At 61.6% G+C, this 20,775-nt stretch carries 22 protein-coding genes; 16 read left to right on the forward strand and 6 right to left on the reverse strand.

All coding sequences use genetic code 11. The annotated features are described in order from the left end of the window. On the forward strand, nucleotides 1-711 hold a 711-nt coding region (locus LAN70_18100; protein ID MBZ5513064.1), incomplete at its 5' end, for an ABC transporter permease. Here the strand turns inward: LAN70_18100 and LAN70_18105 are convergent. Together LAN70_18105 and mltG are read right to left on the reverse strand one after the other, a co-directional pair. Then, nucleotides 627-1,559 (reverse strand): hypothetical protein, encoded by a 933-nt coding sequence (locus LAN70_18105; GenBank protein MBZ5513065.1) that lies wholly within the window; start codon nucleotides 1,557-1,559, stop codon nucleotides 627-629. The genes LAN70_18100 and LAN70_18105 overlap by 85 nt on opposite strands. A gap of 77 nt (nucleotides 1,560-1,636) precedes the next feature. Continuing rightward, the gene (gene mltG, locus LAN70_18110) at nucleotides 1,637-2,671 is read right to left on the reverse strand and encodes an endolytic transglycosylase MltG (protein MBZ5513066.1); all 1,035 of its coding nucleotides are present in this window, start codon (nucleotides 2,669-2,671) and stop codon (nucleotides 1,637-1,639) included. A gap of 304 nt (nucleotides 2,672-2,975) precedes the next feature. Here mltG and LAN70_18115 point away from each other — a divergent pair, with 304 nt between their 5' ends. Next, nucleotides 2,976-3,338 carry a four helix bundle protein gene (locus tag LAN70_18115; protein MBZ5513067.1) on the forward strand — a complete coding sequence of 121 codons (363 nt, stop codon included), beginning with the start codon at nucleotides 2,976-2,978 and terminating at the stop codon, nucleotides 3,336-3,338. A 98-nt stretch (nucleotides 3,339-3,436) separates the two neighbouring features. On the opposite strand, the gene ruvX is transcribed toward LAN70_18115, so the two are convergent. Further along, the gene (ruvX, locus tag LAN70_18120; GenBank protein ID MBZ5513068.1) at nucleotides 3,437-3,913 is read right to left on the reverse strand and encodes a Holliday junction resolvase RuvX; all 477 of its coding nucleotides are present in this window, start codon (nucleotides 3,911-3,913) and stop codon (nucleotides 3,437-3,439) included. Nucleotides 3,914-3,954: 41 nt separating this feature from the next. On the opposite strand from ruvX, the gene LAN70_18125 reads away from it, so the two are divergent. Then, complete coding sequence (locus LAN70_18125) at nucleotides 3,955-5,121, forward strand: AI-2E family transporter (protein MBZ5513069.1); 1,167 nt, start codon at nucleotides 3,955-3,957, stop codon at nucleotides 5,119-5,121. Nucleotides 5,122-5,325: 204 nt separating this feature from the next. Continuing rightward, complete coding sequence (locus tag LAN70_18130; GenBank protein MBZ5513070.1) at nucleotides 5,326-6,066, forward strand: PilZ domain-containing protein; 741 nt, start codon at nucleotides 5,326-5,328, stop codon at nucleotides 6,064-6,066. 13 nt (nucleotides 6,067-6,079) lie between these two features. Here the strand turns inward: LAN70_18130 and LAN70_18135 are convergent, their stop codons facing one another. Beyond that, on the reverse strand, nucleotides 6,080-6,616 hold the full coding sequence (locus LAN70_18135; protein ID MBZ5513071.1) for a CarD family transcriptional regulator: 537 nt from the start codon (nucleotides 6,614-6,616) through the stop codon (nucleotides 6,080-6,082). Nucleotides 6,617-6,914: 298 nt separating this feature from the next. Here LAN70_18135 and LAN70_18140 point away from each other — a divergent pair, with 298 nt between their 5' ends. The 7 genes from LAN70_18140 to LAN70_18170 all read left to right on the forward strand — a co-directional run bounded on the left by LAN70_18140 (nucleotide 6,915) and on the right by LAN70_18170 (nucleotide 17,030). Continuing rightward, the gene (locus tag LAN70_18140) at nucleotides 6,915-7,394 is read left to right on the forward strand and encodes a transcription elongation factor GreA (GenBank protein MBZ5513072.1); all 480 of its coding nucleotides are present in this window, start codon (nucleotides 6,915-6,917) and stop codon (nucleotides 7,392-7,394) included. A 2-nt stretch (nucleotides 7,395-7,396) separates the two neighbouring features. Then, nucleotides 7,397-8,056, forward strand: a complete 660-nt coding sequence (locus LAN70_18145; GenBank protein MBZ5513073.1) for a CDP-alcohol phosphatidyltransferase family protein — start codon at nucleotides 7,397-7,399, stop codon at nucleotides 8,054-8,056. A 96-nt stretch (nucleotides 8,057-8,152) separates the two neighbouring features. After that, nucleotides 8,153-9,094: an isoaspartyl peptidase/L-asparaginase gene (locus LAN70_18150; GenBank protein ID MBZ5513074.1), complete on the forward strand. Its 942-nt coding sequence runs from the start codon at nucleotides 8,153-8,155 to the stop codon at nucleotides 9,092-9,094. Between the two features lie 176 nt (nucleotides 9,095-9,270). Then, on the forward strand, nucleotides 9,271-13,035 hold the full coding sequence (locus LAN70_18155) for a TonB-dependent receptor (protein MBZ5513075.1): 3,765 nt from the start codon (nucleotides 9,271-9,273) through the stop codon (nucleotides 13,033-13,035). 132 nt (nucleotides 13,036-13,167) lie between these two features. Continuing rightward, the gene (locus tag LAN70_18160; GenBank protein ID MBZ5513076.1) at nucleotides 13,168-14,358 is read left to right on the forward strand and encodes an aminotransferase class I/II-fold pyridoxal phosphate-dependent enzyme; all 1,191 of its coding nucleotides are present in this window, start codon (nucleotides 13,168-13,170) and stop codon (nucleotides 14,356-14,358) included. Nucleotides 14,359-14,505: 147 nt separating this feature from the next. Next, nucleotides 14,506-16,389 carry a LysM peptidoglycan-binding domain-containing protein gene (locus tag LAN70_18165; GenBank protein ID MBZ5513077.1) on the forward strand — a complete coding sequence of 628 codons (1,884 nt, stop codon included), beginning with the start codon at nucleotides 14,506-14,508 and terminating at the stop codon, nucleotides 16,387-16,389. 224 nt (nucleotides 16,390-16,613) lie between these two features. Further along, on the forward strand, nucleotides 16,614-17,030 hold the full coding sequence (locus LAN70_18170) for a hypothetical protein (GenBank protein ID MBZ5513078.1): 417 nt from the start codon (nucleotides 16,614-16,616) through the stop codon (nucleotides 17,028-17,030). Nucleotides 17,031-17,248: 218 nt separating this feature from the next. Here LAN70_18170 and LAN70_18175 read toward each other — a convergent pair whose 3' ends face one another. Both LAN70_18175 and LAN70_18180 read right to left on the reverse strand, forming a co-directional pair. After that, nucleotides 17,249-17,464, reverse strand: a complete 216-nt coding sequence (locus tag LAN70_18175) for a hypothetical protein (protein ID MBZ5513079.1) — start codon at nucleotides 17,462-17,464, stop codon at nucleotides 17,249-17,251. Nucleotides 17,465-17,605: 141 nt separating this feature from the next. Continuing rightward, the gene (locus tag LAN70_18180; GenBank protein ID MBZ5513080.1) at nucleotides 17,606-18,322 is read right to left on the reverse strand and encodes a S24 family peptidase; all 717 of its coding nucleotides are present in this window, start codon (nucleotides 18,320-18,322) and stop codon (nucleotides 17,606-17,608) included. Nucleotides 18,323-18,462: 140 nt separating this feature from the next. Here LAN70_18180 and LAN70_18185 point away from each other — a divergent pair, with 140 nt between their 5' ends. From LAN70_18185 to LAN70_18205, 5 genes are all read left to right on the forward strand, one after another. Next, nucleotides 18,463-18,741 carry a hypothetical protein gene (locus LAN70_18185; protein ID MBZ5513081.1) on the forward strand — a complete coding sequence of 93 codons (279 nt, stop codon included), beginning with the start codon at nucleotides 18,463-18,465 and terminating at the stop codon, nucleotides 18,739-18,741. 141 nt (nucleotides 18,742-18,882) lie between these two features. Next, complete coding sequence (locus LAN70_18190) at nucleotides 18,883-19,131, forward strand: hypothetical protein (protein ID MBZ5513082.1); 249 nt, start codon at nucleotides 18,883-18,885, stop codon at nucleotides 19,129-19,131. Beyond that, complete coding sequence (locus LAN70_18195; GenBank protein ID MBZ5513083.1) at nucleotides 19,128-19,760, forward strand: hypothetical protein; 633 nt, start codon at nucleotides 19,128-19,130, stop codon at nucleotides 19,758-19,760. The genes LAN70_18190 and LAN70_18195 overlap by 4 nt, the downstream gene beginning before the upstream one ends. 147 nt (nucleotides 19,761-19,907) lie before the next feature. Continuing rightward, a complete protein-coding gene (locus LAN70_18200) occupies nucleotides 19,908-20,162 on the forward strand; it encodes a hypothetical protein (GenBank protein ID MBZ5513084.1) in 255 nt (84 codons plus the stop codon). A 40-nt stretch (nucleotides 20,163-20,202) separates the two neighbouring features. Next, nucleotides 20,203-20,709: a dual specificity protein phosphatase family protein gene (locus tag LAN70_18205; protein ID MBZ5513085.1), complete on the forward strand. Its 507-nt coding sequence runs from the start codon at nucleotides 20,203-20,205 to the stop codon at nucleotides 20,707-20,709. Nucleotides 20,710-20,775: the final 66 nt, after the last annotated feature.

The raw sequence follows: 20,775 nt of genomic DNA on the forward strand, positions 1-20,775 counted from the left end.
GACCGGGTGCTCGCGGCGGGACGGCACGTGGTCCTGGACATCGAAATCCAGGGCGCCCGCTCGGTCCGGAAGGCATACCCAACGCCCGAGTCCGTCGCCATCTTCATCCTCCCCCCGAGCGCGGCGGCGCTGGTGAGCGACGGGCGGATCATCGGGCTGCTTGAAGGAGGCAGTGCTCCTGAGGTGAAGGAGCGCCTCTCCGTCCGACTAAAGCTGGTCGATCCCTGGTATTTCGGCACGCTGCAAATTCCCGTGGAGTCCGGGCGCGGAATTGAAGATCGGGATCGCGCGGGCGCCCCGCCCGTTATGGTCATCAATCAGGAGGCGGCCCGGCATCTGTCGAGCAGATTCGGGATGGCGAATCCGGTTGGACGAGCCGTTGGCATCGACTGGCCCGGCTACGGCACAAACCCAGGGTCCGGGGCGAAGGTGCAGATCGTGGGCGTGATTCGCAGCGAGCGTACCGGCGGATTGCACGCGCCGGAAGAACCGGTAGCCTATCTGCCTTTGGCCCAGGTCCCGCGGCAGGAGATCAAACTGGTGCTCAGCACAAAGACCGAGCCGTTGGCGGTAATGTCCGGCATTCGGGAAGCGGTGCGGCAGGTTGATCCCAACCTGCCCCTGGGCTATTGCCGCGGAGCATTTCCGCTGTTGGAGGCGGCGGTGGACGCGTCCTTGTCGAGCTGGACCAGTTGCGAGCCCGGCGGCTGATTGAGGACGAACTGCTCGTCGGTCAGCGGCTGGTTGATGGTCATCTTTTCGATCTTCAGGGTGACCGAATACTCTTCCTGCGGCCGCCAGACGCGGATCGTCGAGGGGAACAGAAGCCCGTCGAAATCCTTGAAATCAAAATAGGTGGCATCGGTGGCGAGATAGCCGTTGCGGTCGTAAACCCGCTGGCGGATCGGCATCAGGTCAACCCGGCTGAAGGTGATCCTGCGCGATAGATACCAGGAATGGTCGGTGCGAGTAATCACATCCACGTTGTAGTCGGGTTCCAAAACCCGCTTTTTGGTTTTCGGGTCCTCGATCGTCCGGTTGCCCTGTTCGAGGACGGCGATATCGTGCTCGGAATCGATGGGGTGCAGGAGCAAGGCGTCGTAGATATGCTGCGGGCGCAGGTTCTCCAGTGGCTTCTGCGACGGATGGACAACGGCATTGCTTCCGACCACGAATTTATTCACCGGCGGCACCCAGAGTTTGAAGAAGCTGCCGTCGCTCACCATGTCGAAGGCGCGATTGCGGACGATCGGCATCAGTCCGATCATGCGCAGCATGTTCGGCTGCCGCACCAGGATGTAACCCTTGATCTCCTTGTACTCCGTGATCTTGCCCTTCTTGGACCCGCCCGAAGAGGCCGCAATGTCAGCCGTGGAGTTGAGCGTCTGAATCTTGTTCGCCTGGGTGTTGATAGTGCTCACCAGCTGCTCGAGCGTGGCGGTCTGCAAGGGAGCATTACTGAGCAGGACCTGGGCGCGGTGGGAACGGAAAAGACAGCCGGCCAGCGGGAGAGCCAGCACGACTGCCAAGACGGCGCGGAGCGGAAAGCGAACGTTCATGCGGGACACGCAGTTAGATGAACAAAACAGTATACGAGAAGCGAAGTTGCGCGGCCGGGCGGAACAAAGTTGAAGGGTCAGCGCGAGTTGGCAAGGGTTCGGCGGTAGGCGGCGACATTGCGACTGTGTTCGTCCAGAGTGCGGGCAAAGCGGTGATGGCTGTTGCCGTCGCTGACGAAGTACAAGAAATCGGTCTTGGCCGGGTGTAGCGCGGCTTCCAGGGAAGCACGCCCGGGATTGGCAATCGGCCCCGGCGGCATTCCGGCGTGGCGGTACGTGTTGTAGGGCGAATCGAACTGCAGGTCGGACTGGTGGATGGCTCCGGTGTAGCGCCCGGAAACGAGCGCCGCATAGATGACAGTGGGGTCGGCGGCGAGCGCAATGTGGCGTTGCAGGCGATTGTAATAAACGCCCGCTACCATGGGGCGCTCCTCGGGAGCTGCTGTCTCTTTTTCGACGATCGACGCCATGGTGACAACGGCGTGAATGTCGGCGCAGCCGGCGGCGCCGGATTCCGATGACGACGGCGGCGGTTGCTGGCCGGCGCAGATCAGGCCCAATTGTGCGGCATCGCGGCGAAAGCGATGCACCATGACGGCGATCATGTCGTGCATGGACTGGGTGCGGGTGAACCCGTAGGTGTCGGGGAACAGGTAGCCTTCCAGGCTGGCAGCCTGGGGATCGAGATCGCGGATAAAAGCGACATCCTCTTTGGCGGCGATGAGAAAATCCTTGGCCGATCCGAGCCCGGCAAGCTGCACCACGCCCGCAATGTCGTACAAGTTATAACCCTCGGGAATCGTAATGGTGTGGACGAAGATGTCGCCGCGGGCGAGACGATCGTGAATCTGCCGCGCGGTGGCGGGCTGGTCGAACTTGTACTCGCCGGCCTTGAGGGTGCTGCCGAGAGCGTAATGCATTAGCAGGAAGGCGCGCGCGCTGCGGATGACGCCGGCAGATTGCAGTTCGGCGGCGATGCGGCGGCTGGAGGAGCCCGGGCGCAGAAGAACGAACTGCGTGCCGCTGGGCTGGACGGGCAGGTAGAGCGCCCAGGCCAGCCAGAGGGCGGCGACGAGAACGAGGATCAGAAAAAGTGTGGAAAAAACGCGCATTCCGACCTTAGTTTAGATGATTGCAGGGAGTCTTCAGTCGTCAGTCTTCAGTCTTCAGGCGTAAGACTTTGGAGAGTTGATCGTCAGTCGTCAGTCGTCAGTCGTCAGTCGTCAGTCTTCAGTCGTCGGTCTTCAGTCGTCAGTCTTCAGTCGTCAGTCGCGTCAGTCGTCAGTCTTCAGTCTTCAGTCTCCGGGCGTCAGTCTTCGGGCGTCAGGCGTCAGGCTTCAGTCGTCAGGCGTCGGGCGTCAGGCTTGGGTCGCTAAGGCTACAATTTCCGGTCTCAACTTGTCGTGGAGGTGAAACATGAGCGGATCTTATGGTGATCTTAAAGTTTGGCAAAAAGCCATGGAACTCGTTTATCGGGTTTACGAGGCTACCCAGTCCTTTCCAAAACATGAACTCTATGGGCTGGTAAGCCAGTTGCGGCGGGCGGCAGTTTCCATACCAAGCAACATTGCCGAGGGCAAGGGGCGATCCGGTGATCCGGAGATGATCGTGTTCTTTTGCCACGCCCGCGGCTCAATTCACGAAGTCGAGACGCAGGTCCTAATTTCAAAGCACCTCAAGTACCTGGATGAGGTGCAATCGCACGAACTGCTGGAGCGCGCGGGTGAAGTTGCACGTATGTTGAATGGCCTCATGACGGCACTGACCGTCACCGCCTGACGACTGATGCCTGAGGACTGAAGACTGACGACTGACGACTGAAGACTGACGACTGAAGACTGAAGACTGGCTGAAGACTGAAGACCGACGCCTGACGACTAGGTTTTGGAGTGTGCGTCGAGGTAGGACTGGAGGATGAGCACGGCGGCCATGCGATCCACGGCGGCGGCACGCTTGGCAATGCTGAGTTCCATTTCGCGGAGCAAGCGATTGGCCTGAACCGAGGTCAGGCGCTCATCCCACAGGTGCACCGGCAAGGAGAAGCGCTGGCGGAGTTCCTCGGCAAAGGCCGCGACCTTTTCCGATTGCCGGCCCTCGGCGCCGCTCATGCGCAACGGGTACCCGACGACGAGTTCGCAGACATCGTGGTCGAGAATGGCGCGTTCGAGAAGGCCGAAGTCGGTGCGCTTGTTCTTGCGGCGAACGGTTGCCAGGCCTTGGGCGGTGATGCCGAGCGGGTCGGAAACGGCCAAGCCGATGGTTTTGGACCCGACATCGAGGCCGAGAATGCGGCGGTGCGGGGAGTGCGCAGATTGGTCCGGAACGGAAGAGGTGGGATGCTGTTGACCGGACACAGCTATATTATAGGCTCACACATCGGAGTGAGTGGGCGGCGATGGCAAGCAAGCGCGGCGAGGGAGATCCGGAAGTGCTGCACGAGGCGGTGGACGATGAATCGCGGCCGCAGCGCGTCGTAGGACTTCCGCGGACGCAGGAAGAAGCGGACGAACTGCACCGGCAGATGCGCGCCAGTGCGTCAGCCACCATGGTGCTGGGGGTGCTGGCGGGGCTGTCGGTGTTCTATTTCGCCAAACTGCCGATCATCGTCCTGCTGATTTCGATCCTGCTGGCATTTATCCTGGCGCCGCTGGCGGACCTGTTTCAACGCATCCGGCTGCCGCGCTCGCTGGCGGCCCTGATTGCCGTGCTGCTGTTTATGGCCGTGTTGTACGGGATCGGTCAGGTGTCCTACAACAAGGCGGTCTCGTTCAGCCATGACCTGCCGAAATATTCCGGAAGGATCAGGTCGGTGCTTGGGCGGGTTCGTCAGCAGGCCCAGGAATTCCGGAAGACCACGTCGTCGGTAATGCCGGAAGAGGAAAAGCAGGCGGCGAACGCCCCCAAGTTCACGGTCCAGCAGGAGAAAGACTGGACCGAATACCTGAGCGGGGGACTGGGGCCCACCATCGAGATCGTCTTTGCGGCATCCTTCATTCCTTTCCTCACCTACTTCATGTTGAGTTGGCAGGACCACGTGCGCTCGGCCACGGTGATGTTGTTCCGCATGAAGAACCGCAACACGGCCTATGTGACGCTGGGGCTGATGGCGAGCATGATTCGGAGGTTCATCGTCGGCAACGTGCTGGTCGGCTTGTTTATCGGCGCCATGAGCACGGTCATCTTCGGCGCCCTGCACCTGCCGTACTTTTACTTTATCGGCTTCATGAGCGGGTTCCTCAGCCTGGTGCCGTACCTGGGCGTGCTGCTGGCGGCGGTTCCGCCGCTGCTTTCCGGGATCGGGCAGATCGGTGGCGGAGGCATCGTCGCCATTCTCATGACCGTGCTCGGGTTGCACCTTTTCGCGCTGAATGTGCTGTACCCGAAGTTCCTGGGCAGCCGGCTGCAACTGAACCCGCTGGCGGTCACGTTGTCGCTGCTGTTCTGGGGATGGTTGTGGGGCGCGATGGGACTGGTGCTGGCGGTGCCCATGACCGCCGCCATCAAGATTGTTTTCGATCACATCGAGACGCTGCGCGGTTACGGCTCGTGGCTAAGTGAGTGAAGCAGGCTTCAGGCTTACGCTTTGCGTCTCACAAGCTTCACGTTTCAGGTCAGCCACCGCCGGAATGCTGCATGGAGAGAGTGGTTGGTGCCCAGATCGGCACTTGCCGCGCCCTATTAGTTTGACATGATAAGCGTAGGAATGATTTTCTCGGTTCGACTCCGCAGCGGGTCGGCCCCCTCCGAGTGAATCAGGAAGCGACCGATGCCGCAAAGAGTCAGCGAGTATAAGGGCTTTGCACAGAGCAGCGCCGCTCTTAAGCGGTTGGATCGACAGGATTGGTACCGCTGGGCCTGTATCCTGACTATCACGCTCGTAGAATTGTTCGGGCTATGGTCTCTCGCCAGACCCGGAATTAAGACCTCCCTCTTTGAGCAGGACGCACTCGAAAGAGGAATTTTCGGCCTCTTCGGGCTGGTGCTCCTGTTTGCAGTATTTGCGGCTTACCAACAGTTCCTGATCGCCGGGCTGCGTCGCCGACTCGCCGCTCAAATTGGGATGAACGCGACTCTGGAAATGCTGAGACCCGCAGCGACGTCGGAATCTCCGGTCGCCGAACGACGCCAGATTCAGCGCTATCACTTTGACCAAATGCTGAAGATCGCCCTGTTAGTACGCGGGCGGGAAACCACCTTGAGCGGGTGGACGGCGGATATCAGTGACGGCGGTGTGGGTGCAGTGATCCCGGAGGTACTTCCGCCGGGAACGCGGTCAACGATTCGATTCCGCACCGAGCGGGACAGTCCCGAACTGGTTATCGAAGCGGTGATCCGCCACCAGCGCGGATTCCACCACGGATTCGAGTTCGTAAGTCTCACGTCGGACCAGCTTCGACAAATCCGCGCGGCGTACGTCGGGGCGGTACCTTTCCGAGATCTGTACCAGGACACGCCACCGGCAGAAACGAAAAGCGCGGCTCGTGGCCGCGCTTCTGGAAAACAATAATAAGAAGATGGTTTCAGGCTTCCGCGACGGTCTCCGGAAAGCGGAGCTTGGATTTGGACAGCGTCTTGGAAAGCAGTTGTTCGACCTGGAGCTCGTCGCAGTTCTTGGCCATGGCCAGCTCGCTGACCAGCAGGTAGCGGGCACGTTCCAGCATCTTCTTTTCGCGGAACGATAGAGGTTTGCTCTGCGCCAGCAGCAGCAAGCCTTTGAGCACGGCCGCTACTTCCAGCAGCGAGCCGGTACGCATCTTTTCCGAGTTCTCCTTGAAGCGGTACTTCCAATCGCTATGGTTGCAGCACTTGCCGTCGGTGAGAAAATCGATGACCTTCTGCACGTCGCCATTGCGAATCACCCGCCGCAGCCCGACACTGGCCACGTTGTGGAAGGGCACCATCACCTTCAAGCTGCTGGACTTGATTTTCAGGAGGTAAAAGCGCTCGACGCTGGCGCCAATGGTGCGGCTGCTGATCTGTTCGATGGTTCCTACGCCGTGGTTGGGATAGACGACTTTGTCCCCGATATCGAAGTTCAGATTCGCGTTGCTGATCATCAAGGGCACCTGCGAGATTTGGTAGGTGGCTCTGGCTGAGGGAGAACGACTATTAATATATCGTAAATCGAGCAAAACGTCAAACGGGCCTATGACTTACCGGAGTTGCGTGGAGCAATGGTTTAAAATCGGCAGAAGCCCGCCGAAAGCGGCGCAAATTGCCATGGCAACGGCGTCCGGCCCCCTTCTCCTGAGGGATCGTTCTATAATCACAGGATGTCATCCGCGGTGGGGTGCTCTCCGCTGCCGCGCTGACCAGCAGGCCGCTGACCTGAGCGGCGGAGACCGTCGACTTTACATGCCAGAACACATCAAGAAAAAGCTTACCGAAGAGATTCGAACGCTGGAACGCGAATTGAATCACGAACTCCCGAAGGAGTTGAAGAAAGCCGTCGCCATGGGAGACTTGAGCGAAAACGCCGAGTATCACATGGCCAAGCAGCGGCAGGAATACGTCCGCGCGCGGCTGGGACAGCTCAAGAAGAGGATGGCCGAGTTGTCGCTGGTCAACATGAACAACATACCCCGGGACAAGGCGGCCCTGGGATCGACGGTAAGAGTGTATGACTCCACCAAGGACGAGCAGATCGAGTACAAGCTGGTGACCAGCGAGGAATCCGACATCAGCAAGGGACTGATCTCCACCACCTCGCCGATCGGGCGCGCCCTGATGGGAAAAAAGGCCGGAGATACGGCGACGGTGGTCACGCCCTCGGGCAATCGTGAGATGGAAGTGCTCTCGCTGCTGACCATCCACGATGAAGCGGAGCAAGACTAGTCATGAGTTGGACGAGCGTAGTCGGGCACGGGAGCAAAGTAATTCTGCACAAGATCGTGCACGGGCTGGCGCTCACCAAGATCAATCCCAACTACCTGACGTTCCTGGGCCTGTTGATCAACCTGGGCGCGGGCGTGCTGTTCGGCTACGCCAACGCCGAAAATCAGGCGCGCATGTTTCGTTACGCCGCGCTGGTGATCATTGCCGCCGGCATCTTCGACATGGTGGACGGGCGCGTGGCCCGGGCGACCGGACAGGTCACCGACTTCGGCGGATTCTTCGATTCGGTGATCGATCGTTACAGCGATGTGGCGCTCTATTTCGGCTTGCTGGTGTATTACGCGCGCGGCAACCGGTTCTTCTATGTTGTGCTCACCGCCGTGGTCATGGTCACGTCGGTCATGATCAGCTACACGCGCGCCCGCGCCGAGACGCTGATTGGCAAGTGCAAGGTCGGATTCATGGAACGGCCGGAACGCATCGTGCTGGTGATCATCGGCGCATGCTTCAACCGCATGGCGCCGGTGCTGTGGGTGATTGCCGTCATCGGAAACATCACCGTCATCCACCGCATCGTTCACACCTACGGGCAGACGCGGGAGCGCGACCTCTCCCGCCTGCGTGAGCCCGAACCGATCGAGCAGGAGTGGGCGCCCAAGTAGCGGGTGCACCCGGCTGCTACTCAATTCTCCCCTCCAGCCGCGCTATGATGGGTGGCTCGGAACCAATCAGCGGGGCGAGGCAGCGGAGAAACCTGTTTGTCCAACCAGCCGATCCTTGTGGTCCACGGCGGCGCGTGGGCGATTCCTGACGACATGGTGGAAGCGCATCTCCAGGGTGTCCGCCACGCCGTGGATGCCGGCTGGAAGGTGCTGGAGCGCGGCGGGTCGGCGCTGGATGCGGTCGAAGCGGCTATCGTGGTCATGGAGGACGACGAAACCTTCGACGCCGGGCGCGGCAGTTTTCTCACCCGCGACGGGCGCGTGCAACTGGACGCGCTGATGATGGATGGACGGACGCTGCGCGCCGGCGGCGTCGGTTGCGTCGAGCACATTCGTCATGCCATCCATGCGGCGCGCAAGGTGCTGGAGGAAAGTCACCACGTTTACCTGGTTGCGCAGGGCGCGGAAGCGTTTGCGCAGGAGCATGGGATCGAACTCATCAGCAATGAGGAGCTCATCATCCCGCGCGAAGTCGAGCGCTTAAGGGAAGCGCAGCAAAAGGAAGTGGCGGGCGAAAAGCACGAGCTCTTCGCCTCGCCGACGACCTCGCACGATACGGTGGGGGCGGTCGCCCTGGATTCGAACGGCAACATCGCGGCCGGTACCTCCACCGGCGGCACGCTCAACAAAACGCCGGGCCGGGTGGGCGATTCCTCGCTGATCGGCTGCGGCTGCTTTGCCGACAACGAAAGTGCCGCCTGCTCGACGACCGGCTGGGGCGAGCCGATGATGAAGCTCGTGCTCGCAAAGTGGGCCGCCGACCGGGTCCTGGCGGGCCACGACCCGGCCAAGGTCGCACCCGATGCCATCCACTACCTGCACCGGCGCTTGCATGGCCACGGCGGCATCATCCTGCTGGACGGCAAGGGACGTTTCGGCCTGGCGCACAATACTCCGCGCATGGCCTGGGCAGTGCGCAGGGGGGACCGGCAGGAGCAAGGGATCACGGTGCCCCGCGATACGGCCATGGCCCCTTAGTACTACATGTATGCCGAGCCGCGCCGGCGCTTGCTTTCCCAATGGTTTCTGATATAAAACCCTGCCACATTGCCTGCACTATTTTTGGTGCCATTGATTCCCGGTGTGAACCGAACCGGGAGGGCCTCGATTCGTGTCTACGGTGTGCTGGTCAGCGTGTGAAAGGGGATGGAACGATGAGGCAAGTGACGAAGGTGTGCCTGGTAGTTATTGCGACGTTGCTGATTGCCGCCAGCGCCGCCGCGCAGTCGGCCGCAACCGCTCAATTGCACGTAACAGTGCGGGATCCGAAGGGCGCGGTGGTAAAGAACGCGACCGTCACCTTGCTCAACGAAGCTCGCAACATCGAGCGCGCGGGGACCAGCAACATCGAAGGCGACTATCAGTTTCTCGCCATTCCGCCGGGGCAATACACGATTACCGTGCAGGCGGCCGGGTTCGCGAAAATGGTCGCCAGGGACGTGACCGTCACCATCGGGCAGACCGCGGAAGTGCCGGTCACCCTGCAGGTGGCTTCCGTGGCGTCCATCATCAATGTGACCACCGAAGCGGAGCTGGTGGAGACACAGCGCACCGCGAGCACCACCACGATTGACCAGCAGCAGATCGACAATCTGCCGATCAACGGGCGGAACTACATCAATTTCACGCTGACCGACTCCAAGCTGGCGCGCGACAACACGCCCAATATCCCGGTGGCGCCCACCTCGGGCCTGAACTTCGGCGGACAGCGCGCTCGCGCCAACCTGGTCAACGTGGACGGCGCCGATGCGGGGGACAACTCGACGAATGGCATCCGCTCCACGGTTTCGCAAGAAGCGGTGCAGGAATTCCAGATCATCACCAACAACTACGCCGCCGAATATGGGCGCGCGTCGGGCGGCGTGGTCAACATCATCACCAAGTCCGGGACCAACGCGTTTCACGGCAGCGCATTCGGATATTTGCGCAATCGCGACATCCAGGCAGTCAATCACTTCAGCAACGTGCCTGACCCGGCCTATACACGGGTGCAAGCTGGACTTGCCGCCGGCGGGCCGATCAAGAAGGACCGCACGTTCTTTTATTTCTCGTATGAGACGACGCGGCGGCGCGAAACCGGATTCTCCAACATCGGCGCCAACAACTTTGACTTGGTGTCATTTAATACCACTCCCCTTGCGCCTCTCCTCGGGGGCTTAAATCTGGGAACCGTGCTGCTTACTCCCGCTCAAGTCAGCTTTGTTACAAAACTGGCGGGGTTCGTACCGCTGGCGCCTGCCTCGTATGCCCCGGCGCTGGCGGGCATGTTAGGCGCGGCCGGCGGCGCTTCCGGCGTGGCGCTGAACGGCGTGTTGCCGAATGCCGGGATTCTGGCGGTGATGGCCGGCAACGGCATTCCGACAGCGGGTTGCGTTGCCGCCTCGCTGCGCTGCTTCCCCAGTTCCGGCGCTCCGATTCCGGGTTTCGGTACCTCGTATTTCCCGCTGCAGTCCGAGATCGGCAACTTCCCCATTACCGAAGGTACGACGCTGGTATCGCTGCGTTTGGACCACCGCCTCACGAGCACCCAGCAACTCATGTTGCGCGCCAATGTAAGCCCGAGCACGTCCACGGGCCTGGAGGTGAGCGCCCAGGGGAACCAAACGCTCGGGCTGAACTCGTTTTCGCGTACCTCGGACGTCACCAACCGCGACGTTGCCGGCGTGGCGCAGCACGAGTGGACGATCGGCAACAGCAAGATCAACGAATTCCGCTTCCAATACGCGCGCCGCGGACAGCTTTTCAACTACTCCAGTGCTCCGGGCGGCAGCGCCGTGGGCGACCAGATTTTTGGATACGCTTTCATCGGGCGGGAGCCGTTCTCCTTCGTCCGCCGCACCGAGCAGCGCTATCAGTTCACCGACAATTTCTCCGTCAGCCACGGGAAGCACACCTTCAAGTGGGGCGGCGATTTCAACTACTTGCCGCTGAAAGCGGATTTCGCCGTCAACTTCGGAGGTGTTTACAACTTCAGCAGTCTGCCTGCCAGCCTCGTCGGGCTGCCAAGTTGCGTACCGGCGCCGGCGGCGCCTCATGTTTGCGGCAGCAATCCGGCTGACCTCATCACGCCACAGTTTTCTTCGGTACAGGCCTATGGGCTGGGCATACCACAGACAACGACGCAAGGCGTCGGCAATCCACACGACCAGTTCTCCAACAAGATTTTCGGTGGATACCTCCAGGACAGCTGGCGCCTGAAATCAAACCTTACGCTGAATGTCGGGGTTCGCTATGACGTGGAACTCACGCCGACATTCGCGCCGGCTACGAGCATCTCGGCGGCAGCGGAAAAAGCGCTGGGGATTATCGAGGGCATTCCGCGCGACTACAACAATTTTGCGCCTCGCTTGGGGATTGCCTGGGATCCGTGGAAGGACGGCAAGACCGTGGTTCGCGCCGCCTACGGGTTGTTCTACGATCACCCGCTGCTGGCCCTCGCTTTCGACTCCAACGTGGCCAACGGCTCGCAAGCGCCCCAGTTCGGGCTGATCCTCGGCAATCCGGGATGCGGTACCAGCCTGGCCACCGCGGTCAATGCGGTCAATGTGTTCCAGGGCATTCTGGCGTCCTGCCCTTTCGCCGGCGTTTCGCAGCTCAACTACCTGCCGCAGGAACAGCGGTTTAACGCCACGCCGAATGCGCCCTCGGCGTTTACCAACCAGCAATTCCTTGCGCTCGGTCTGCCGATGACGTTTCTGCCGGACGGATTCCCGGTGGCGCGCAACTTCCAGTACGCCTACTCCAACCAGGCTAGTCTGTCGGTCGAACATGACCTGGGCCATAACTTCGCACTGTCGCTGGAATACAACTTCAACGGCGGCCGTCATCTGAACCGTCCGGTGGATTCCAATTACGTGGTTCCTTCCGCCTTGCTGGCAAATTACAAGAATTGCCTGGCCGACCCGATCTGCGTTGCCCAGCCGGGCACCGCTCTTGGGCCGCAGTTCGCCGGCTTCGGTGGCGCTCAGCCATGCAATGTGGGACCCGGTGGTCCCTGGGTGGCCCCGCCGATCATGAACTTTTTCCGCAAAGGCGGCATCAATCCGTCGTTCGTACCGGCGTTGCAGGCCTCAGGCGCGGGCGGGTTGGCGTGCCTGGGACTGGCCAACCAGTTACAGGCCGCCTACGGCCTCGGGTTCAAGGACGCCAACGGCGCTTACATCCCGATTCCCTTTAATGCCATGGGCGCGAATTTCTCCAACGGCAGCTCGGTGTATCACGCCTTTAGCGCGAACCTGCGCAAGCGCATGAGCAACCACGTCGAGTTCCTGGCGTCCTATACCTGGTCACACGCGATTGACGACTCCACCGACCTGGAAACTCCTCTCGCCGTGCAGGACCCGCTCCACCCCGGCCTCGATCGGTCCAACTCGCTGTTTGACCAGCGGCATCGCTTCGTGTTCAGCGGCGTGTATCAGACCGGGCGCGTGTCTGGAAGCAGTTTCTCCAGCAGGCTGCTCAGCGACTGGACGTTTGCGCCCATCATTGATGTTGCTTCCGGGCGGCCTTTCCCGATCCTGAGCGGCAGCGACACCAACCTGGACAGCCGCAGCACCAACGACCGGCCCAACGCCGTTACCGCCAATTATGTGGCGCCTTGCGCCGTGCCGGCGCCGGTGGCGTCGAAGTTTTCTCCTACCGGGTACCTCCAGCCGGCGTGCTTCAATGACGCGAACTTCGGCAACGGCACGTTGGCGCGCAACGCGGGCCGGCGTCCGTACACGCTGTTCAACGATCTGCGGGTCGCCCGCCGCATCCACCTGACGGAACGCATCAACCTCGACGGGATCATGGACCTGTTCAACATCGCCAATAAGTACAACGTGCAGGACGTCAACTACAGTTGGAACCAGGCGGGTCAGCCCACCGCGGCTTACGATCCGCGTCAGTTCCAATTCGCGCTGCGCTTAAGCTGGTGAGAGAAAGCAGGCTCCAGGCTCCAGGCTTCAGGCTCCAGGCTGCAGGCGGCCTGGAGCCTTTTTCCTGGCCGCTGAACTTTCAGGCGGTTCCGACTTTGCGCTTCCCTCTTCTGCATTTACCATTTCACTCTTATGCCGGATCACACGAAGCCATCTCTCGCCGACGCCACGCACTGCGTCCATGCCGGCGAGGAGCGCCACGGAACCAATGCCAGCCTGACCACCGACATTGCACAAACCGCGGTCTTCGTCATGCCCAGCCTCGACGAGCTGCGCCGCTACGCCGAGGGCAAATCGCAAGCGTACATGTATTCGCGCTACGGCAACCCGACCACTACGGTGGCGGAGCAGAAGATCGCCGCGCTGGAAGGCGCTGAAGCGTGCGTCGTCACCGCCAGCGGCATGGCGGCGGAGCTGGCGACACTCATGGCGGTGTGCGAATCCGGCGACGAGATCGTTTCCATGCTCGATCTCTACGGCGGCACGACCAAACTTTTTCAAAACGTTCTGCCGCGCTTCGGAATCCGCACCCACTTCGTCCCGTTTCACGAGTTGAATGATGTCGAGCGCTATTTCTCCGAGCGCACGCGCCTGCTGTTCCTGGAGACGCCGACCAATCCCACGCTGCGTTGCGCCGACATCCGCGCGCTCTCCGAGATCGCGCACCGGCGCCATGCCGTGGTCGCGGTGGACAGCACGTTTGGCACACCCATCCTGCAAAAGCCGCTCGACCTCGGGGCCGACCTCAGCCTGCACTCCGCCACCAAGTATCTCGGCGGACACAACGACCTGACCGCCGGCGCTGTCGCCGGAGGGCGCAAGTGGCTGGATCCGATCCGCGAAATGGTGAAGTTCACCGGCGGCTGCCTGGATCCGCTGGGCTCGTTCCTGTTGATTCGCGGCCTGAAGACGCTGGAGATTCGCGTCGAGCGCGCCTGCGCCAACGCTCGCGCGATTGCCGAAGCCTTGCGGCGCAACCAGAAAGTAGAGCGCGTGTTCTATCCGGGTTTCGCCGGCGATCCCAGCTACGAAGTCGCCCGCCGCCAAATGCGCGACTTCGGCATGATGGTCTCATTCGACATCAAGGGTGGCGGCGCGGCGGCCGAGAAATTCATCAACGCGCTGCGGCTGTGGTACCTGGCGACCAGCCTGGGAGGAGTGGAGTCCACCGTCTCGTACCCGTTACTCTCGTCGCATGTAGGGCTGACTGACAAGCAACTGGAGTTGCTGGATGTCTCGGCGGCAACGGTGAGACTCTCGGTCGGCGTCGAACATCCCGCCGACCTGGTGGCCGACCTGGAGCAGGCCCTGGACCGGGCCTGAGCACCCTCACAGGGTCACCGCAGGGAGTTGTCCTTTCGGGTGCCGGTAAGACTTTCCGTCAATTGACCCTCAATTAACGCCACGGTAACATTTTGTGGGCTGGAGCGTCTGGAGGATCTACCGGAAACGAGCTCGTAACGAGGTTGCATGCATAGGTACTGGTCCTTTCCGATCGTCGGCGCGCTGACTCTGTCGCTGCTCTCCTGCAAGACCGAGGAGACCAAGCCGACGGCAGCAGCCCCGCCTCGGCAGGCCATGGCGCCCAAGCTGACCGCCGCACCGCCGCCTCCACCGCCGAAAATTCAGGAACCAGTCCAGCCCAAGATCGACCCGGTGGAAGCGCTGATCGCCAAGGTGGAGAAGGAATACCAGGCGGGCCTGACCAACTACAACGCCGGCCACCTCGACGCCGCCAAGGACAATTTCGACCGCGCCTTCGATCTGCTGCTCCAGTCCGGGCACGACGTGCGCGGCAATGACCGCCTGCAGCAGGAATTCGACAAGCTGGTTGAGGGCGTGAATAACCTCGAGATCGTCGCCTTGCAGGCCGGCGATGGCTTCACCGAGCAGAAAGCCGAGCCCGCGCCCATCGACGAGGCTAACGAGGTCACGTTTCCTGTCGATCCCAACATCCGCGCCAGGGCGGAAGCGGAAATGAAGGATACCCACTCCGACCTGCCGCTGGTGATCAACGACGAGGTGGCGCGCTACATCAGCTACTTCTCCAGCGGCGGGCGCGGCACACTGGAGCACGCCCTCACCCGCGCCGGCCGCTATCGCGAGATGATCCTGCGCATCCTGAGGGAAGAAGGCGTGCCGCAGGACCTGATTTACCTGGCGCAGGCCGAATCCGGCTTCCATCCGCTGGCACTGTCGCGCGCCGGGGCTCGCGGAATGTGGCAGTTCATGGCCGGGCGCGCTTCCGGGTACGGCTTGCAGCGCAACTGGTGGCTGGACGACCGCCAGGATCCGGAAAAGTCCACCCGCGCCGCGGCCCACCATTTGAAAGACCTCTACAACCAGTTTGGCGACTGGTATCTGGCCATGGCCGCCTATAATTCCGGCCCCGGCACCGTCCAGTCTGCCGTGCAGCGCACCGGCTACGCCGATTTCTGGCAGCTTTACCGCCGCGGCGTCCTGCCCAAGGAAACGCGCAATTACGTTCCCATCATTGTGGCCGTCACCATCATGGCCAAGAACCCCGCGCAGTACGGGCTTGACCACCTGACGCCGGAACCGCCGCTCAAGGCGGACAGGGTTGAGATCAACTATCCCGTGGACCTGCGCCTGGTTGCCGAGTGCGTGGACAGCAGCGTCGCCACGCTCCAGGAATTGAATCCCAGCCTGCTCCGCATGACCACGCCGAAGGATGGCTCGTTCTCCCTGGCGCTGCCGGCCGGCACGGCGGAAAAGTTCCGGCACAACATCGCCGCCATTCCCAAGGACATGCGGGTCTGGTGGCGCTATCACAAGGTCAACCGCGGCGAAACCCTGGCCGAGGTCGCCCGCCAGTACCGCACCACCTCCACCGCCATCGCCCAGGTAAACAGCCTGCGCGATAACGACCTGGAGGCCGACTCGAAATTGATCATCCCGGTCACGCCCGGAAGGCGCACCGCCAGCGGCGAGGCGCAGGTGGCATACTCCAAGCGGCCGACTTCTTATAAAGTCCGCAAAGGCGACACCGTCCTTTCCATCGCCGACGACTTCAGCGTTCCCGCGGAGAAGATTCGCAAGTGGAACCGTCTCCATGGCAATCAGGTGCGCGCCGGACAAACTCTGCGTATCTATCGACCCGTCGCCGAGCCGGCCACAGCCCGGCAAATGGCTTCGAACAAGACACCTAAGTACAAGAAGGCAAGCAGCTTACAGGCGTCCAACGGCGAGCGCTTGCTGCACCACAAGGTCAAGTCCGGAGAGACTTTGGTCAGCATCGCCAACCGATATAACACCAGCGTTGCCGCCCTCCGGCGCGACAACAAAATCTCCAGCCTCAAAGCCGGCGACGTGCTGGTCATCCGCACCCCGTGATTCCGGATTGCGGAAACCCGTCTTGCTGCCGCCGGTTTCCCCCCAGTGCATCTCTGCCTGCCCGCACCGGCATCCATGCTAGCGTTGTAGTGGAGACAAAAATTGCTGTGCTATAATCCGCCGCGGTTTTTGGTACTCCTTCATCGGCTCTGTTTGCTGTGATCCCAGGTACCACGCGAGCTGCCTCGGTGCGATGACGCCGCGCTCGCCAACTAGGAGGAAAAATGTTCGACGACATCACTCTCTACGGACGCGACGACGAGATGGACGAATTTGGCGAGGCCGGCTCCTACGGCGAGAACCTGGAAGAGGACTTCGAGGAAGAAGAGGAAGAGGAAGAAGAACCGGCGGGCGCCATAACCCCGGCCCCCGGCGGCGTTGGCGTCCCGACGGCCGGCGCTCCCACCGCGGGTGGAGGCGGCGGTGAGGCTGGCGGCGCGCCCAAGAAAGCGGCCGCCAAGAAAGCCGCAGCCAAGAAGAAGCCGGCGGCGCGCAAGAAGCCGGCTGCCAAGAAAGCCGCGGCCAGGAAGAAACCGGCGGCGCGCAAAAAGCCGGCCGCCAAGAAGAAAGGCGCGGCGCGCAAGAAGGGCGGCGCCAAGAAGAAGGGCGGCACCAAGAAGAAAGGCGGGCGGCGCCGCTAGTCGCCCGGCGTGGCACACAGGCTGTCCTGCTTTTGCCGAGCGCAGCGAGCCCGGAGCGGAGCCGAAGGGGAAGTCGAAGGGCGCGCCCGCGTGTGCGGCCTCGCGATCTGAGATCAATTGCAGGCTCAACAGCAAAGCCGCGGCCAGTCCGCGGCTTTTGTATTGTTATTGGCCAGGCTGTGCAGCGCCAGAACGGTCAGTCCAAGGGGAAACGGGAATTACTTTTTCCCCTGCACCGCATTCAAGCACCTGCCATAAAGATCGAGCAGATGGTCGGCGTACTCAGAAGGCTTGGCCGTCTGCCCGCCCTGGAACCCGGGCACGCCCGAGCCTGTCTTGCCGTAGCCCGTCGTCATAGCGATGAACTTCATCATGTCGAGCGCGATATCCTCGTTGCGCCGCGAACCGACGCTGATGCCAGGCATTTCGTCCATGAGAATTCCTCCCTGCTGTGGTAGATGAGTGGCTGGTCTGCGCGGCTGGGCGCGAGGTCAGAACGTTAGGATGATATCAAAAGCAACGGCCGCGGCTTGGTCGCCGCCGCGCTTGCTCACAACTCACAGCTCGGAACTCACTCACGTTTCGATTCCCACGTGGCACACCCGGCCGATGATGCGATCGGAAAACCTTTTCCCTTCCTCGATCGGCAGCAGCTCCACCGGGTACGCCTGATTGTGCGGCCGCAGCACCAGGTTGCTGCCGGCGACCTGCACGTACTTCACGGTGCAGCCGCCGTTCACCCGCACCGCGTACATGTTCTGCTCATGTCTCCGGTACGGCTTCAGGGAGTTGTAATGGCGGTCGATCAGCAGGGTCGAGCCCGGCAGCAGGCGCGGGTACATGCTCATGCCGTCGCGCGCGTCCACCTTGACCAGCACGAAACGCCGCCAGTCCTCGCGCGGACTGGCGGGCTCCGCCCGCAGCCGCCGCAGGAATGATTTCTTGAACTTCAGGATCTCGCGCACCGACTCGCTGGTGATGGCCGGCTCGCCGGCGGCAATGGCGCCCTCCACCAGCACCACATTCTCGAACTCGTCCTCGCTGGGCGGCAGGATCGTGGCCCGCTTCCCTACCTCCTCCGGGTCCAGCAGGTCCAGCACCGAGAGCCGCAGCGCGGTGAGCACGCGGTCCATCCCGTCCAGGCTCAGGGAGCGCTTGCGGTTCAGAAAATTGCAGATGTGCGCCTGCTGAAAACCCGACATCTGCGCTACTTCCATGCCGGTCAGGTCTCCCGCATCGATACTCGCCAGCAAGAGCTGCCGGAGCCTCTCCTGTAACTTTGTGAATTTCATCTTGATGTCAAGTATATCACTGAGCTATAGTAGGATCATAATAAAGTCGTATTAAAGTTGCATATTTCGCTCTTGACAAGGTCATCCGTATAGCTATATGGTGTGCTTTCTTGTATAACTATCTGAAAAGGATTTCCCCCATGCCCGATCCTCCGGTTCCCGTTCCCGGGTTTGATTGCATAGCGGAACGGCCGCTCGCGGCGCCCGTTGCCGATACCCGGGCCGCCGACGAAAAGATCTTTCTTGAGCTGCGCCGCAAGGTCCAGGAATCGGAGTTGCTTTCCGCCGCGACCGCCCGCCTGCTGCACATGATGAAATTCAACGGGCGGCTCACGGTCGTCGTGCATAACGGCCGCATCTTCAAGTCCGCCTACGAGGAAGGATACTTCCGGCGGAAAAACGACCTCGGGTGCGGCTAGGCCATGCGGCTCGCGGCCGTGCTCCGGCCCTGCCGCCGACAACTAAATAGCTGAGCAGGTCCACGGTAACACCAACCAGCCCTGCGCCGTCCGGCCCCGCCGCCGTTCGGCGAAGGGCTTTTTCCATTGTCGGGAGGAATCATGCACGCCCTTGCCACTCTCGTCTATTTACACCTGAAGTATTGCGAACGCTGCGGCGGCCTCTGGCTGCGTCCCGACCGGACCGCCACCCCGTACTGTCCCAACTGTGCGCGCATCATGGCCGCGCTGCCTGTGCGGGCTCGCCGGCCGGAGCGCAAGATTGTCCCGGCCCCTTGCGTGCCCGCTGCCCTGGCGATGCTCTCGACCGTCGCCGACATCGCCCAACTCATCGCGGAGTGTGTCGTATGAAACAAGCTAAGGCTCCCCTCCCCCAGCCCGCACTTGAGTTCTCCATCTACCGCGGCAACTGCATCGCACTCCTGCGGCGTTATTTCTGTATGTCAGTCGAAGTCGGACGCCTTCCTTCCATCCTCGGCCGCGAATGTTTCATTACCCGCACGGAGGACTACCACACCCACTCCTTCGAAGACACGGTTCTGTTCGTCATCGATGTCGAGCGCTGCCTCGACCGCCTGGATCTCTTCGACCAGCAACTGATCGCCTGCATCATCCTGCAGGAGTACGCGGAGGAAGAAGCCATGAAAATCCTTCACTGCAGCTTACGCACGATCGAGCGCCGGCTGCCCGATGCGCTGGACTTTTTGACAGAGACCTTCCTGCAGAACGGCATTTTGATTCTCACCGGGAAAGTCGGTCGCAACCTCGCGGACGGCGAAGGCGAACCCCATCGCCGGCATCGCGTGCCGCAGCGCGCCACCGCGAATCAACGTTCCCACAGCGTTGGTTCTCATCTTGACACATTGCTTGTCAAGCCCCCTTTTTCGGCAAATCTCCCGCAAGCTGCTGGGGTCAAAGAAAATATAATTTTCCCGGATGTGGCGGGTTTTCCCTCGCAATCTGCTATGCTAGATATGTAAGCTGAAATTGAGGCAATCTTCCAGGCGCGCCGCCACCACGACGCGCCTTTCTCATTTATGTCGAAACTCAGGACAAACCCGGCGACCAGCGGCCCCGCGGTTGACCAGCGGCCCGGCAGACCGGCAGAGCGGTCGTCCGACCAACCTTTGCCCGACGCCTTCACCCAGATCCGCGAGGCCCGCGACCGACTCATCGCCGCCGTCATCGATCGCGCCGAGAAAGACGGGAGCTACCAGGCCACCAAATTCCTCTTCGAGTTCGGCGGCATCGTACCCGCCGGCCACACGGCGCCGGAAGACGAGCGCTCGCTCCTACGTTCACTTTTGGAGACGTTGCAGATTCCGGAAACGCCGGAAGAAATCGCAGCCGAATTATCCGCCACCGATCATGCCGTAGAATGAATCTGTATGGGTGCAAACCTCTAGGGGAGCGCTTGGGCGAATGGACATGACCTGGGTCACCGACCGCATCGCGGTCGGGGGTGGCATCTGGACTGGCGAGAAAATGGCGCAGGTGGCCGGCGCCGGCATCACCCACATCATTGATATGCAGATCGAGTTCGACGACACGGCCCTGGCCGAGCCGCATGGCGTCCAGGTCCTGTGGAACCCGACCGACGATGATTTCCAGGTCAAGGGACCGGAGGTTTTCCAGCGCGCCGTGGATTTCGCGCTGCAGGCGCTGAACGGCGAGGCGGGATCCCCCGAGCGCGCCGCGGCTGCGCGGGCCGGGGTGCACGGCAACGGGAACCGCCTGTTCATCCATTGCGCCGCCGGGGTGCACCGCGCGCCCATGATGACCCTGGCCATCCTCCGCGTCCTCGGCTTTCCGCTGCCCGAGGCCATGGAGCTGATTGAGAGCCGCCGCCCGGTGGTGGATTTCGCCGCCGTGTACGTCCGCAGCGTGGAGAATTTTATTCGCACATACGAGTCCGCCGCCGCGAAATAGCGCCATGGCTGACAAAAGCAGCTTTGATTTCCCCGGCAGCGACGAATCTGTATTTGCCTAACGGCT

The sequence above is a fragment of the Terriglobia bacterium genome (assembly GCA_020072845.1).
Lineage (GTDB): Bacteria > Acidobacteriota > Terriglobia > Terriglobales > Acidobacteriaceae > JAIQGF01.

What these genes read in the sequence shown, in the direction of transcription:
- LAN70_18105 (MBZ5513065.1), bottom strand. Translation starts at nt 1,559, where the DNA reads ATGAACGTTCGCTTTCCGCTCCGCGCCGTCTTGGCAGTCGTGCTGGCT.
- mltG (MBZ5513066.1), bottom strand. Translation starts at nt 2,671, where the DNA reads ATGCGCGTTTTTTCCACACTTTTTCTGATCCTCGTTCTCGTCGCCGCC.
- LAN70_18115 (MBZ5513067.1), top strand. Translation starts at nt 2,976, where the DNA reads ATGAGCGGATCTTATGGTGATCTTAAAGTTTGGCAAAAAGCCATGGAA.
- LAN70_18125 (MBZ5513069.1), top strand. Translation starts at nt 3,955, where the DNA reads ATGGCAAGCAAGCGCGGCGAGGGAGATCCGGAAGTGCTGCACGAGGCG.
- LAN70_18130 (MBZ5513070.1), top strand. Translation starts at nt 5,326, where the DNA reads ATGCCGCAAAGAGTCAGCGAGTATAAGGGCTTTGCACAGAGCAGCGCC.
- LAN70_18135 (MBZ5513071.1), bottom strand. Translation starts at nt 6,616, where the DNA reads ATGATCAGCAACGCGAATCTGAACTTCGATATCGGGGACAAAGTCGTC.
- LAN70_18140 (MBZ5513072.1), top strand. Translation starts at nt 6,915, where the DNA reads ATGCCAGAACACATCAAGAAAAAGCTTACCGAAGAGATTCGAACGCTG.
- LAN70_18145 (MBZ5513073.1), top strand. Translation starts at nt 7,397, where the DNA reads ATGAGTTGGACGAGCGTAGTCGGGCACGGGAGCAAAGTAATTCTGCAC.
- LAN70_18155 (MBZ5513075.1), top strand. Translation starts at nt 9,271, where the DNA reads ATGAGGCAAGTGACGAAGGTGTGCCTGGTAGTTATTGCGACGTTGCTG.
- LAN70_18160 (MBZ5513076.1), top strand. Translation starts at nt 13,168, where the DNA reads ATGCCGGATCACACGAAGCCATCTCTCGCCGACGCCACGCACTGCGTC.
- LAN70_18165 (MBZ5513077.1), top strand. Translation starts at nt 14,506, where the DNA reads ATGCATAGGTACTGGTCCTTTCCGATCGTCGGCGCGCTGACTCTGTCG.
- LAN70_18170 (MBZ5513078.1), top strand. Translation starts at nt 16,614, where the DNA reads ATGTTCGACGACATCACTCTCTACGGACGCGACGACGAGATGGACGAA.
- LAN70_18175 (MBZ5513079.1), bottom strand. Translation starts at nt 17,464, where the DNA reads ATGGACGAAATGCCTGGCATCAGCGTCGGTTCGCGGCGCAACGAGGAT.
- LAN70_18180 (MBZ5513080.1), bottom strand. Translation starts at nt 18,322, where the DNA reads ATGAAATTCACAAAGTTACAGGAGAGGCTCCGGCAGCTCTTGCTGGCG.
- LAN70_18185 (MBZ5513081.1), top strand. Translation starts at nt 18,463, where the DNA reads ATGCCCGATCCTCCGGTTCCCGTTCCCGGGTTTGATTGCATAGCGGAA.
- LAN70_18190 (MBZ5513082.1), top strand. Translation starts at nt 18,883, where the DNA reads ATGCACGCCCTTGCCACTCTCGTCTATTTACACCTGAAGTATTGCGAA.
- LAN70_18195 (MBZ5513083.1), top strand. Translation starts at nt 19,128, where the DNA reads ATGAAACAAGCTAAGGCTCCCCTCCCCCAGCCCGCACTTGAGTTCTCC.
- LAN70_18205 (MBZ5513085.1), top strand. Translation starts at nt 20,203, where the DNA reads ATGGACATGACCTGGGTCACCGACCGCATCGCGGTCGGGGGTGGCATC.